This is a genomic window from Chitinophaga niastensis, assembly GCF_003014755.1.
Lineage (GTDB): Bacteria > Bacteroidota > Bacteroidia > Chitinophagales > Chitinophagaceae > Chitinophaga > Chitinophaga niastensis.
The window spans coordinates 282,075-297,233 of record NZ_PYAW01000003.1 but is presented as its reverse complement, the minus strand read 5'-3'; the positions used below and the strand labels follow the sequence as shown (position 1 = coordinate 297,233).

Genomic DNA, 15,159 nt, shown 5'->3' with positions numbered 1-15,159 from the left:
GATGTTCAACTTAAAAAACTGAGTAATGAAAATATCCGCTATCAGGTCCGTCGTTGGGTTATCACTACTGGTTACCCTGCTGGCCGCCTGTAAAAAAGATTATAATTTCAAAGATGGTTACGATACACCTGCTGCTATTGATACTGTTGGTGTAGGAGGTATTGATACCAGCATGTTTAAAATAGATAGCAGTGGTTTTCCGGATGCACGCAAGTTCCCCGGATTGGTATCTGTTGTAGAACCCCGTCTGAATAATGTAACGGTAACCGTTGACCTGGATTATAAAAAGGTATCACCTCTTATCAGGATCAGTGTCCCACCAGGCAACTGGATGAGTACCGGCTATTACGCAGCACCGGGCGAATTGGTGAAGATAGATGTGCCTGCAGGCATGGAAGGACTGGCCATACAGATTGGCTCGCATACAGATAATGTAAATGGTAAGTTGCCGCAATTGCGCGCTGGTATTATTACTACACAGAAAGTGATATTACCGGGTGTGAACTATATACGAAATATCTACGGCGGACTTATCTACCTGATACCACCGGGACCGGCTAAACGAAAACTAACCGTTACACTCAGCAACGTTTGTAAGTCGCCCGATTTTGTACTGGGAGAAAGCACGGATGCTGCCTGGAAAGACCAGGTGCGTCATTCACAGGTACCCGTACTGGAGCTCAGAGGCAAACGTTTTATCATGACCCTCTACCGTAAAGTATTGCTGGGGATGCTGGACAATTTCAGCGCCGATGCGGTGGTGAAAAAATGGGATGAAGTAGTAGAAAAAGATTACCATGAGTGGTATGGATTGTCTGATAATCCTGCTGATCCGATTGATCAGGCACCGGGTACACCGCACCGTTTTGTACTGGACATCCAGATTTCACTGGGTAGCGGACATAATGGTTATCCTTGTATGGCTTATCTCGACTGGCACAGCGATTTTCTCGATACTGCGATGATCAACCAGGGTGCCAGCTGGGGGCCTTTTCATGAACTGGGGCATAACTTTCAAATGAACGATATGTGGAGCTGGAGCGGCGCTGATGGTTTGGGGGAAACCTCCAATAACCTGTTTGTATTCCAGGTAGCACAGCGGCACGGTGTAAAACCCCCACGCATATACGACGCCGGACAGGATTTTGTGCAACCGGCACTGGACTGGGCGGCAACCTCAGGTACATCCAAACGTTTTTCTTCCGTGACGGACGTATTTCAGCGCCTGGTACCCTTTGTACAGTTGTTTCAGCGGTATGGTTACGGAATGATGGGATATATCTGTAAAGAAGGCCGTCATGAACCCCGCGCTTCTTATATCAATGAGGTGAAGAAAAATTTCTTCTTCGTAAAAGCCAGTAATTATGCCGGTGTAAATTTAAAACCATTCTTTGATCACTGGGGTATAGTGGTATCGCCTTCCGCCGTGGCTGAGGTAAGTCAGCTGCCATTGCTGACAGAACAAGTATGGACAAACGATATCAGATAATCATCAACCAACAGTCATCTACAGAAAAAAAATCTATGAGCATGATATCCGCAAAATATATACTTGGAGGTACGCTCGCTGCAGCATTGCTGATAACAGCCTGCACAAAGATTGCATTGGTGAAGAATGATAACACGCAGCCGCCAAAGTTTTCCGATAAAAGTAAAGTACTGCTGATAGTGGTAGACGGTTTAACCGGGCTTGAAATAAAAAAAGCGCAACCGCCGGTGATCAAAAGTTTGCTGCCTCACAGTACCTACAGCTGGGATGCTACAGCAGACAGCATTACCAATGACGCTACTTCCTGGGCCAACATCATGACCGGCACCAGTGTAGAAAAAAATGCGATCCTGGACAGCAGCCTTACTCCGCGCACACCTAGTGGTGCCCGCTTTGCATCATTTCTTACCCTGATAAAAAAATCAGGTCAGCGTAACCTGAAATCAATTTCCGTTACCGGATGGGATCAGCTCAATAAAACATTGATGGCAGATGCCGCGGTGAAAGTAACCACTGCCGATGATGATGCAGTAGTAAAAGATTCTGCAGTGAATCGTTTAAAGAACGATAGCATTGATCTGATGATCACTCATTTCAGCAGCATTAATAAAGCCGGAAAAACAGCTGGTTTCAGCGCAGACCAAAAAACATATACTGATGCCATTACTAACGTTGACGGCTATATTGGTAACCTGCTGGATGCCATGAGAAGCAGACCGGATTATGCCAATGAAAACTGGCTGGTGATTATACAGTCTACACACGGGGGAGTGGATAATACCTATGGCAAAGACTCTGATCAGGAGAGAAATGCTTTTTCCCTCTACTACTGCCCTGATCTGATTCAGTATGAAGTAGAAGTACCCATGAGCATCAAATACGGGGTACACATGTATGACAGAGATGCTGCCGCAGTGAACGGCGTACTGTTGGATAAGAACAGTTATAATATTGGCAGCACTGGTAATTATACCATTGAAGCGAAGATGCGCAACTATAGTGAAGGGTTCAGTCCTTATTATCCTGCTTTCCTGTCCAAGCGCGCTTCTTTTGATAATCATGTTACCGGCTGGTGCTTTTTCCAGGAAGGAAATGTATGGCAGATCAATTTCGGGAGTGTTAAAAATTCGAATGTGCAGTGTAAGGGTGGAAAAATAAATGATGGCAGCTGGCATCATCTGTCGGCTGTTATCAGTACCGATGCTAAAAATAAAAGATGGGTAAAAACCTATACTGACGGCGTGTTCAATAACAAAAAAGATATCACGGTGGTGGGCGACCTGACGACTACTGCGCCGCTCACCATGGGATTTATTCCCGGCTCACTTGGTACACCGGAAGATATGTATATGTCTGATGTGCGTATATGGGCAGATTCATTGACAGCCGATGTGATTTCAAAATACTCCTGCACTAATCAGATTGATGCCAAACATCCGAACTATGCCCGGTTGATAGGCTACTGGCCCTGTAAGGAAGGTAAAGGTGGTATGATAAAAAATGAGGCACCGGGAGCTGCAGGTAAAAACTTTGCACTGAAGGGTAACTACAACTGGGATGTACTCAACTACCTGTTGCCTTGTGCGGCTAACCTTGGTTTGCAGCAACCTCCCTATACCAAAGAAGTATTCTACCAGGTTGCTTACTGGCTGAATCTTCAGATCAATTCGGAGTGGGAGATAAGTGGCCGCTTATGGCTTAAATTCTTCTAACAGAAAGCGCATTTTTTCTTTTTAAAACAAATGGTTTATGCAGAAATTATTATCAGGATATATACGGGGGACAATGATAGCGGCTGCGGTGATGCTGATTGCCGGTATGACTGCCTGCAGGAAGGAGGTGCCGCCTTATATGAAATATGATGCAGATACAGCTGGTCAAAGTTTTGGTGGCGCCAAACTAAAGAAAAGAAAAGTTTTGCTGATTGGGATTGATGGCGCTCCGGGTAAACTGGTGGAGAGCTTTCATCCTACAGCCATGACAGGGCTGCTGCCACAAAGTGTATATACTTTTGATGGCCTTGCAGATACTGTTTCCACAGTGGCAGCTGGCTGGACAAGTGTGGTGACTGGTTTTGGCTACCCCACGCACCAGATAGGTGACAGTACATTGATTCCAAAATCAGTAGAAGGAAGCCATGCCGATATCAAGTATTACAACAGCTTTATTCATTATCTGAAAGAAGATGATATCAATACAAAAGTTACGGCCATCACACCCTGGGAAGACCTGGGTAACTTCATCTTTAATACTGCCGACAAGGTAATTGAAACAAAGAGAAGCGACGGCGATAAAGCCGTTGCTGATGCAGCCATTAATGAGCTCACCAATCTTGATCCGGATGTGGTACTGGCAAACTTCATTCAACCGGCAGTAGTAGGGCTGCAATCAGGCTTTAATGATAACCCTGCTTATCATCAAACGATAACGGATATAGATGGCTATATTGGAAAAATGCTGGATGCGCTGAAAGCCAGGAAACAGGCCGGGAATGAAGATTGGCTGGTGATCATTCAATCTACCAGTGGTGGTGATAACAAAAAAATGGGCGGTAAAACTTTTGAACAGAGAAATACCTTTACAATTTTTTATAGCCCGCTGATCACACCTGCAAAAGTAACCGCTCCCGCTATGTTGAATAACGCAGTACGCTTTCACGGTGGCGCATCCAATTTTGTGCGTGCAGTAAATAATGACGGCGGACTTTATAATGTAGGTAACGGATCTATGACCATTGAAGCAAAGGTGAAGTTCAATCTTGGTGTTAATAACGACTATACCATGTATTACCCGCCATTCCTGACTAAATGTATAAGTCGTGGTGATAACACCAATTTAGCAGGATGGTCATTGGTGAGGAACGGAGAAAAAATCCTTTTTTACCTGGCAGATGGTAACCAACGGGTAGAAGTATCTGCTGCTACGGCTATCCTGGATGGTACTTTTCATACGGTGACAGCTACTGCAGCGTATAACAATGATCCGGTAAAAGGGAATACTTATACCATCGGTGTTTATGTGGATGGTGCAGGTAAATCCACTGCCACTATGGAAAATGCATTGGCAAAGATTGAGTCAGCAAGCCCGCTGGTAATGGGTTATAATCCGGATATTCAGTATGATGAACTGGACATGTATATGGCCGATGTGCATATTTGGAATACGGTGTTAACAGATGACATCATAAAAAAAGATGCTGGTATAGCTGGTGTGGCTGCGGACCATCCTAATTATAAAAATCTTATTGGTTACTGGAGTTGCCAGGAAACAGGCAGCAGCCGGTTTAAAGATATGAGCCCTTCAAAACAGGATTTTCTGTTAGAAGGAAGTTATAGCTGGGACTTCCTCGGTATACCTTTATATGCCGGTGATCCGGCCATCACTATTAATGATGTAACCCCTTCTATCCTCAACTGGATAGGCATTACATTGCAGGGAGAGAATAAGCCCGCCGGCAAAAACTGGTTGCAGGTGATAGGCGTTAAGTAAGGAGCATCAATAACAATAATGTAAGAAGGCCGTAGCGGATATTTCCGCTTCGGCCTTCTTGCTTCAATTTTATTTTCGCTAATGTGAAAATCAACCCTCTTAAAAAAATATTTATCGCTCAAAACTATTGCCCATCAGTCATCTGCATAATTATAAATGTTTTTTTATCTTTTTAATTGTAAATATGACAATTATTTTGTTCTTTTGAATCACAGCAACAAAACCACCGTTGCTGCGCTGATTTTAAAACCCTCGTTATGAAAAAACAATATAGTTATATCCGTACGGGTATCCTCGGCTTGTTGCTTTCCACGCAGGCTATTTATGCACAAAACACGGTCACTTTTCGTACAGATGCTCCTGCACAAACCATCAACCGTAATATCTACGGCCACTTTGCTGAGCACCTGGGTCATTGTATCTATGGCGGATTTTATGTAGGCGATACTTCGGCCATCCCTAATACCAATGGAGTGCGCAAAGATGTGATAGCAGCACTCCGCAAAATGAAAATTCCCAACCTCCGCTGGCCGGGTGGCTGTTTTGCAGATACCTACCACTGGAAAGATGGTATTGGTCCGAAAGAGAAAAGACCTACCATTGTAAATACCTGGTGGGGAAATGTGACAGAAAACAACAGCTTCGGTACACACGACTTCCTCAATATGTGTGAGGAACTTGGTGCGGAACCTTACCTGTCGGGCAACGTAGGGAGTGGTATGGTACAGGAGCTGGCAGACTGGGTGCAGTATGCAAACTTTGGAGGCAAAAGCCCCATGTCTGATCTGCGGCAGCAAAACGGCAGAAAAGAACCCTGGAAAGTACGCTTCTGGGGTGTGGGAAATGAAGCCTGGGGCTGTGGGGGAAACATGCGCCCGGAATATTATGCAGACCTCTACCGCAAGTTCGCCACCTTTATGCATGCCGACTGGAAAAATGATCACATCTTCCGTATTGCTTCCGGCGCCAACTCTTCAGACTATAACTGGACAGAAGTATTAATGAAAAATATTCCCCGCCATATGCTGGAAGGCATTGCACTACACCACTATTCTTTTGTAGACTGGGATAAGAAGGGCGATGCGGTTGACTTTACGGAACAACAGTATTTCCTTACCATGAAAACCGCATTGTTTATGGACACGCTGATCCGTAAACATACTGCTATCATGGATAAATATGATCCGGAGAAAAAAGTAGCATTGGTGGTAGATGAGTGGGGCGGATGGTATAACGTAGAAGGGGGTACGAATCCGGGCTTTCTGTTTCAGCAAAACACCATGCGCGATGCCATGATTGCCGGTGCCACCCTGAATATCTTCAATAACCACGCTGATCGTGTGCGCATGGCCAACCTGGCACAGGCTATTAATGTGCTGCAATCTGTTATCCTCACCAAAGATGATAAAATGGTACTTACGCCTACTTATTATGTTATGGAGATGTATAACGTGCATCAGGATGCTACCCTGATACCCGTAGATATTCACAGTAACGACTATACGCTGGGAAATGAAACGCTACCGGCGGTATCTGTATCTGCTTCAAAAGATAACAATGGCGTTACGCATATTTCCCTGGTAAATATTGATGCCAATAAAACCCAGGAAATTACATTGGATACAAAAAGTCAAACCTATAAAACACTCAGTGGACGCCTGCTCATTTCCGCTAAACTGCAGGATTATAACAGCTTTGCGCAACCGGAAAAAATAAAACCGGTAGCCTTCAAAGGCGCCACACTCAAAAATAATACGATCAATGTAAAGTTACCACCGTTTTCTGTCGTGGTGCTGGAACTGAAGTAAATAATTACGAATTACGGAGTAACAAGTAGAGTATAACAATGATCTTCGCGATTATCTTCGGCACCCATCAGGGTAATTGAGCGGATATTGTCTGAACCAGGATTTAACGGATTGAATGGATTACCCTGATGGGTGTTATGTTGTTTATCCGCAAGATATACACGATTATCTTCGCTATGATCTTCAGCATCCATCAGGGTAATCCATTCAATCCGTTAAATCCTGGTTCAGACATACTTTAAATTTGTATTTTTATCGCTTAATAGATCGTTATGAAAAGATATTCGCAGCAGACCCGGTTACTCTTCGCCGTTGATTGTATCATTTTTGGATTCGACGGACTTGAACTTAAACTGCTGTTGATACAAAGAGGATTTGAACCCTGCAAAGGCCAGTGGAGCCTGGTGGGAGGTTTTGTACAGGAAAACGAAAGTGCTGAAGATGCCGCCGGCAGGGTGCTTAAAAACCTGAGCGGACTGGATGGAATCTATATGGAGCAGATACATACTTTTAGTTCCCCATTGCGTGATACTGTAGAGCGCACTGTGTCAGTAGCCTATTCTGCACTGATAGATATACAGAAATACAAACAACAGCTGAATGAAGATTTTCAGGCAGTATGGTTTCCCATTAACCATCATCCCGATCTGATCTTTGACCATAAGGCCATGGTTGATATGGCTAAGGAAAAGTTGCGTTACAAAGCTGCGCTGCATCCGCTGTTGCTGGAATTACTACCAGGCAAATTTACCATTCCACAGTTGCAGCAACTATATGAATGCGTATATAATATTACTTTTGATAAAGGTAATTTCAGTCGTAAAATTTTATCTACCAAACTGTTGGTGAAACTAACGGATAAGGATAAACTGAGTTCCAGGAAAGGGGCTTTTTATTACAAAGTAGATAAGAAAAAATATAATGCCAATTTTCATGCCTTCCTCAATTTTGTTCCGGACCCACATGTACTGCTAAATGCCGGTTAAAATAAGTAAATAACAGCAATGATTACCAATGGCAGATAGCAGCATTCATTGCACAAGACCCGCCATTGGTAATCCTTTTATCATATCTCTTTCAGCATCCTGCATCCATATAGCGGACCAGCGCTGTTGTTGACTTTGGGCACAAACCGGATATTAATAGTTTGTTTGCCTTTCATCAGATGCTCCGGTATCGCATAGGATATAGTATAGAATCTGCTCTCTTTATATTTATTGATATCTTCTGTAGAAATAGTAGTACCATATGTTTCTGCCATGCCACCATATTCGCAGATCAGCATTTTTTGCATCTGCTCTTCTGTAAGGTTTTTAATCACGTTGCCTGTCCAGTCGGCGAGACCTTTATTTACCCGCAAAGCCTCTGCATTATTACAATACAGCCAGGCATCCAATAAACCGGCCATGATTTTATGCACCGTATACCAGGGCGACCATGCACCGTTGAGATCAAAGCCCCTGGAACGAATATCACCCGCCGCTACTTCCGTCCATAGTTTATCATCATTGGGGAAGGCGCCAATATAGCCGCTGTGGCTATTTTGCTGGCATAATGCCAGCTCACGCACGAGGTAGTTAACACGATTTAGCCAGGCAGTATCTTTGGTAGCTGCATACTACATAGAGCAGGCAGATAAATAATGACCCATGGTATGACCCGCGAGGCCACCGGTTTCCCAGCCTCCGTATTGTTTTCCTTTTGGCGGTAATCCTGCATTGGAGTGGAATGCAGACAATAATCTGTTCGGTTCTATTTCCAGCAGGTAGCACGCATCTGCTATCATGGCCGTTTTGAAGGGACCGTCTAATAAGGTTACGTCTGTCAGTGAAAACGGATATGCTTTAATATTAACTGCCGGCAACACCTTTATTTTGTTTTCCTGCCACGTTGGAACATATGATTGTGCCTCGGCGCTTTGGTATAGCTGCAGGCCCGCTGCCACTGCAATACAGGTTATGATAAATTTTTTCATTTCATGATTATTTAACCGTTTAAAACTACTGCGCACTTCTTACACTTACTATCGGATTATTCACTGATAGTATACATATTTTGATCAATAAAATTATAAGTGTTAATCTGACAGTAAATTTCAAACAAATTATTTGTCTTTACCCGGATATTCACGATATTTAATAACTCTTTTTCACTTAATACCAAAATACGTTATGGACATGAATTTTAAGGCGCTTACAGCCCTTTTGATCTCCGGTACTACAATGCTGGCTTCCTGCAATAACAACGTTTCTCCAACGAAGGCAGGAAATGAAGGTCAATCTGACTCCACGGCTACTGAACAAACCCCTCCACGCAGCTTTGGGCATGCAGATGGACAAGAAGTATTGCAATACACCCTGAAGAATGAAAACGGAATGGAAGTTAAAATACTGAATTATGGCGGCACCATAACAGATATTATCACTCCCGACAAGCAAGGCCAGAAAGGTAATGTGGTACTTTCTTATGATTCATTATCCGGCTACCAGCAAAAGGGACAGCCGTATTTTGGTGCACTCATTGGCCGTTATGCCAATCGTATCGCCAATGCAAAGTTTAAACTGGATGGCAAAGAATATTCATTAGCCCCTAATAATAACGGCAATACACTGCACGGCGGCCTTAAAGGATTTGATAAAATAGTATGGGCCGCTACACCAGTGGATGATAGCAGTTTGCAGCTGATATACACCAGTAAGGACGGAGAGGAAGGCTACCCTGGTAACCTGCAGGCCACTGTGGTGTATACCCTTACAGCAGATAATGCGCTGCATATCGATTATAAAGCAACTTCCGATAAACCCACACCGGTAAACCTTACTAATCACTCCTATTTCAACCTTTCTGCCGGTAAAGACAGCACCATCCTGGGGCATGAATTATCGCTGAAAGCAAGCCGCTATACGCCGGTGAATGATAAACTCATTCCTGGTGGTAAACTGGTAGCGGTAAAAGGAACGCCGATGGACTTTACATCTCCCAAAAAAGTAGGTGCTGAAATAGCCAAAGTAAAAGGTGGCTACGATCATAACTGGGTGCTGGATAAAAAAGAAGGGGCACTGGAAACGATTGCTACGCTGTATGATCCAACCAGCGGACGTTTGATGGAGGTGTCTACTACTGAACCAGGTATTCAGTTCTATACCGGTAACTTTTTGGATGGAACATTAAAGAATACCCGTGATGGCAAAAAATATGTACAAAATGCCGCACTCTGCCTGGAAACACAGCATTTCCCTGATTCTCCCAATCAGCCTGCATTCCCAAATGTAATCCTGAAACCAGGGGAAACGTATATACAGCATACGGTGTATAAGTTCTCTACTAAATAAAATTGTCTGAACTGTGATTTTAATGATTATCCTGATGAGCGGAGATTAGATTATCTGAACTATGATTTTTGTGATTAGTATGATTATCCTGATGTGCGAAGATCTTAGCGGATGTTGTCTGAACCAGGATTTAACAGATTGAATGGATTACCATGATGGACGTTATGTTGTTTTATATCGAAGATATCCGCGAAAATCTTCTCTTTGATCTTCGGCACCCATCATGGTAATCCATTCAATCTGTTAAATCCTGGTTCAGACAACATCCGCTAAGATCTTCGCACATCAGGATAATCATACTAATCACAAAAATCATAGTTCAGATAATCTAATCTCCGCACATCAGGATAATCATAAAAATCATATAAATCACAGTTTAAAAATTAGGATTCTGCACTAACACGCCTTTACTCCGGTCTATTTCCTGCTGTGGCATTGGGAAATAATAATTTTTCGGACGCACAAATGTACGGGGTGCACCACCCCTGGTAATCACTGATCCATCATAAGCTAATTTTGGTTGCTTGTATAAAGCAGCAATATCTATCAGCTTGGCTTTGTCCCAGCGCATCAGGTCTTGATGGCGTTCATTTTCTCCGCATAATTCTACACGACGCTCATGCATCAGTTCCTTCATGCCGCCATTTTTTACAACTGGTAATGTGGCTGATGCACGATGGCGTACGGCGTTGATTTCCGCATCACCTGCACCTGCTCCCTGTAAACGGATTTTTGCTTCTGCTACCAGTAAATAAATATCAGATGATCTTAATAGTGGTGTTTTCAGCGATTTGTTTAAACCACCGGCGGGTTTCCAACCGCAAAATTTATAGTAGTGGTATCCGGTCCAGGACGCATCTGCCGTATAGGTAACGGTTTGCGTGCCCAAATTGATTTGATCTCCCGGTTGCATGATGCAGATATTTTTGCGCGGGTCACCTGCTTCAAACTCATCTACCAGCCCTTTGGTGGGATAGAAAAAGCTCCAGCCATCCATATTACGTGGGGCATGATAGGTAACGAAGTCTGTGTAACCTGATCCATCCACCGATTGTATGGCCATCAACATTTCTGAATTATTGCCGGTGGCTACTTTGAAATTATCTCCGTAATTCGGTGCCAGTGCATAGTTAGTATTGCTGACTACTTTGTTGCCGTATTCAATAGCTTTATCCAGCTTCTCCCAGTTCATGTACAACTTGCATAATAAACCCCAGGCAGTGCCTTTGCTCACGCGTCCTTTGTCTGCGTCACCATTACTTTCAGGCAATTGATCAGCAGCCTGTAACAGGTCGTTTTCAATAAGGGCACGCAGTTCGTTGGCGCTTACCTTTGGTTTGTTGTAGTTCACTTTAACAACATCGTCTTCTGTAATGACAGGTGCTTCTCCATAGATCAGCAGCAGACGCCAGTAGGAAAAGGCACGGAAAAAATGGGCTTCACCCAAACAGCGGTTTTTAATGAGTGGATCAATGTTGGTGATTTTGGGCACATACGTCAGCACATTATTCGACCTGTTGATGGTTTCATATTTCCATCTCCAGCCTACTCTTACACTGGGAGTAGAAGCATCGTAGGAAAAGTCCTCTATTACACCATCATAATCGTGATCACCGCCACGTACCTGGTCATCCGAGCAGTTGTCAAATACAAACTCGTTGAAGCCGGTATAATCTTCTTCCAGTAAAACATTATAGATCCCGGTAACACCATCTACGGCATCACTTTGATTGCGCCAGTAATTGCCTGTAGTATAATTTCCTTGTGGCTTTACGTCCAGCACGCTCTTACAGCCGGTTACCAGTAGCGCAGCCGGAAGGCCCACCAGCACTAATATATTTTTGATCCTTTGCATAATAATTGATTTAAAGGTCCGCGTGAATTAAAAATTAAGGGTAGCACCAAAAGTAAAGGTCCTTGCCTGTGGATAAGCGGCTACATCCACTCCGCGTTGTCTGTTACCATCGGTGGTGCCGTTATACCCTAACTGTGGTGTTAAACCGGAATAGCTGGTCAGCATGAAAAGGTTTTGTGCGGCTACATACACACGTATGTCTGATATACCCGAACGGCCCCATACTTTAGAAGGAATGGTATAACCCAGCGCAACATTTCTCAGTGAAAAATAATCGCCGCTTTCTACAAAACGATCGGAAGTACGGTTGTTCTGATTATCGTTGCCCAATGTCATGCGGGGTACACTGTTACTGGTACCTGCGCCATGCCAGCGGTTCATCGCGTCTGCATACATATTGTAGGGATAGTTACCATCCATGCCCTGCATTTTATCTGCATTGTATAGTTTTACGCCGCTTACACCTGCAAAAGACAGGTTCAGGTCAAAGCCTTTGTAGCTGGCGCTTGCCTGTATGCCGTATACCATTTTAGGATTGGGGCTGCCCAGATTTACACGATCCTGGTCATTTACTACACCATCACCGTTTGTATCCAGGAAACGTACATCACCAGGTTTGATGCTGCCTTTACGGGGATCTTTGCTGATGTTGGGATCATTATTAATGTCATCCTGTGTTTGATAGATGCCGTTTGTTTTCCAGCCGTAATAAGAAGCCAGTGGCTGACCTTCATAGGTGCGGGATATTTCAGCTCCCTGTCTGCCATACGTAGATGCAGAGATGTAGCTGCCGGCATCGTATAATTTTGTTACTTCATTTTTGATGAAAGAGGCATTAGCACCTACGTTGTAATGAAAATGATCATTACCGCCCTGGTAGCTCACTTCCACTTCCCATCCCTTATTATTCAGCTGACCAATATTGCGGTCAGGTATAACAGAGGTACCATGCAGGTCCATTACCGGGGCAGGTACCAGCATGTCATTGGTATTTTTATTAAACCAGGTAATGGTAGTATTCAGTTTGTTTTGGAAGAAACCGGCTTCCACGCTGATATTGGTCATTTCAGCTTTTTCCCAGGTGATATCGGGGTTGGCCATCCTTGAATTCCATACACCGGTAACAGGATTTTCACCGAAATTATATCTCCTGTCTTTATCTATTGATGCCAGGTACTGAAAGTCACTTACGTTCTGATTTCCCAGCTGTCCCCAGCCACCAGTGATTTTCAGGTTACTCACCACTTTCACATTGTTTTTGAAGAAGTCTTCATCAGATACACGCCAGCCGGCAGAGAAAGCCGGGAAATAACCCCAGCGCTTATCCGGTGCAAATCTGGAAGAACCATCCGCGCGGAAAGTAACCGTCAGCAGGTATTTATCTTTAAAGCCGTAGAAGCCTCTCACGAAACCGGATGCAATGGCACTGGCAGCGATATAGTTACCGGAAGCATCGTGGATATTGTTACCGTTACCCAGCACACGCTGATCGGGCGATTCATCACTATAGTCCCAGCGGTCTCCCCGGAAATAGCTGCCATTGGCTGTTTGCTGGGAGTAACCCCCTGTCAGTGTGATATGATGAACTTTTGCCAGCACTTTATTGTAAGTCAGGAAAATTTCACTGAGCTGTGAGTTATTGGTTTCACTGCGGTTCCATAGTTGTGCCTGATCATTGGTACGTGTTTGATCGGAAACCTTTGGCAGGAAATTATATTGATTGTAGATGTTGCCATCAAACCCATAGTTAGCACGCAGGGTAAGCCCGTCTGTTATTTCCAGCTCACCATATACACTGGCCAGCATGCGGTAGTTTTTACCCCAGGTATCTGTTGTTTCAGCTGTATACACCGGGTTGTTGATATCTCCCAGTTCATTGCTGGCTTTGGAAGAGCCATAGCTGCCATCCGGATTGTGTACGGGAATAGCAGGGTTAAAACGCAGGGCGCTGAAAATAAGACCTGTCTGAGAAGAGTAGGTATCAGGACCACTATTTTGTTTGTAGGTCAGCTGCATATTTTCACCTACTTTGAAACGTTTGCCCAGCTTATGTTCTGAGTTAATGCGTACCGTGTATCTTTTAAAATAGGAATTGGTGATAATACCATTTTCATTATAGTAACCTGCACTGAGCATATAATTGGAGCTGTTGTTACCACCCCGGATGCTTACATCCGCATTGGTTACATCGCCGGAGCGCAAGAGGGCACGTTGCCAGTCGGTACGTTGCGTGGCGTAGTACGGATCTTTCCATATTGGTTCTATCGCTACACCGTCGTTGGTATAACGTTCCTGTTTAAGCATTACCAGCTGGGGGGCTGTTAACAATGGTATATAGCGGATAGTATTGGATACGCCGTGGTATACATTTACAGCTGCTTTCAACTTTTCTCCGTAACTACCTTTTTTAGTGGTAATAATCACCACACCATTGGCAGCGCGGGTTCCATAGATAGCAGAGGAAGAAGCGTCTTTCAGTATTTCCATCGAAGCAATGTCATTGGGATTTACATCACTGATGCCACCCGCCGGTACACCGTCGATGATCACCAGTGGTTCAGCGTTGTTAATAGTGCCTGTACCACGGATACGGATGGAAGGTGTACTGCCCGGCGATCCGTCGGAGCGTACAATATCCACGCCTGATACGCGTCCTTGCATGGCTTGTGCAGCATCGCTGACAGGCAGGTTTTTAATGTCTGCTCCTTTGAGAGAAGAAATGGTACCGGTTACATCGCGGCGGTTTTGTACGCCGTAACCTACTACCACTACCTCGCCCAAACCTTTGGCGGTGGCCGTCAGCGCAACATTAATGCTGGTTTGGTTGCCGATGGTAATCGATTGCGGGTCATATCCCAGGTAGGAAAAGTGCAGTGATGTAGCACCTGCGGGTACCTGTACACTGAAGTTGCCTTTGGCGTCTGTGTTAGCGCCGCTGCTGGTGCCCGGTACGGTGATGTTTACACCTGGCAGACTAACGCCATCTGCTGCGCCGGTTACCTTGCCGGTGATGGTCTTTTGCGCTATGGCCGCACTGGTGGCTGCGCATAGGAAGACCAGTAGAAAGCATAGTTTTCTAAGTAATGAGTGCCTCATAATTGTAATTGAGTGAATAAGACGTGATAATGACTAAGTTTAACTGGAACGGAATGTTAGTTTACTTTTCTTTTGATACGGCTTTACTTT

The 15,159-nt window shown here is 44.3% G+C and carries 8 protein-coding genes and 1 pseudogene; 6 read left to right on the top strand and 3 right to left on the bottom strand.

Going from position 1 to position 15,159, the window contains the following annotated elements:
• The first annotated feature begins 25 nt into the window (after positions 1-25).
• The 5 genes from CLV51_RS15875 (at position 26) to CLV51_RS15850 (ending at position 7,772) form a co-directional block, all read left to right on the top strand.
• Positions 26-1,489: a M60 family metallopeptidase gene (locus CLV51_RS15875; RefSeq protein WP_106529045.1), complete on the top strand. Its 1,464-nt coding sequence runs from the start codon at positions 26-28 to the stop codon at positions 1,487-1,489.
• 35 nt (positions 1,490-1,524) lie between these two features.
• Positions 1,525-3,201 carry an alkaline phosphatase family protein gene (locus tag CLV51_RS15870; RefSeq protein WP_158267035.1) on the top strand — a complete coding sequence of 559 codons (1,677 nt, stop codon included), beginning with the start codon at positions 1,525-1,527 and terminating at the stop codon, positions 3,199-3,201.
• Positions 3,202-3,238: 37 nt separating this feature from the next.
• Positions 3,239-4,978, top strand: a complete 1,740-nt coding sequence (locus CLV51_RS15865; RefSeq protein WP_106529043.1) for a LamG-like jellyroll fold domain-containing protein — start codon at positions 3,239-3,241, stop codon at positions 4,976-4,978.
• A gap of 257 nt (positions 4,979-5,235) precedes the next feature.
• Positions 5,236-6,786, top strand: a complete 1,551-nt coding sequence (locus tag CLV51_RS15860; RefSeq protein WP_106529042.1) for an alpha-N-arabinofuranosidase — start codon at positions 5,236-5,238, stop codon at positions 6,784-6,786.
• A gap of 272 nt (positions 6,787-7,058) precedes the next feature.
• A complete protein-coding gene (locus tag CLV51_RS15850; RefSeq protein ID WP_106529040.1) occupies positions 7,059-7,772 on the top strand; it encodes an NUDIX hydrolase in 714 nt (237 codons plus the stop codon).
• Between the two features lie 80 nt (positions 7,773-7,852).
• Here CLV51_RS15850 and CLV51_RS15845 read toward each other — a convergent pair.
• Positions 7,853-8,761 (bottom strand): annotated as a pseudogene (locus tag CLV51_RS15845) (beta-L-arabinofuranosidase domain-containing protein).
• A 196-nt stretch (positions 8,762-8,957) separates the two neighbouring features.
• Between CLV51_RS15845 and CLV51_RS15835 the strand changes: the two are divergent.
• On the top strand, positions 8,958-10,118 hold the full coding sequence (locus CLV51_RS15835; RefSeq protein ID WP_211302022.1) for an aldose epimerase family protein: 1,161 nt from the start codon (positions 8,958-8,960) through the stop codon (positions 10,116-10,118).
• A gap of 376 nt (positions 10,119-10,494) precedes the next feature.
• Here the strand turns inward: CLV51_RS15835 and CLV51_RS15830 are convergent, their stop codons facing one another.
• A complete protein-coding gene (locus tag CLV51_RS15830; protein WP_106529037.1) occupies positions 10,495-11,973 on the bottom strand; it encodes a RagB/SusD family nutrient uptake outer membrane protein in 1,479 nt (492 codons plus the stop codon).
• Positions 11,974-12,000: 27 nt separating this feature from the next.
• Complete coding sequence (locus tag CLV51_RS15825; RefSeq protein WP_106529036.1) at positions 12,001-15,069, bottom strand: SusC/RagA family TonB-linked outer membrane protein; 3,069 nt, start codon at positions 15,067-15,069, stop codon at positions 12,001-12,003.
• Positions 15,070-15,159 lie beyond the last annotated feature (90 nt).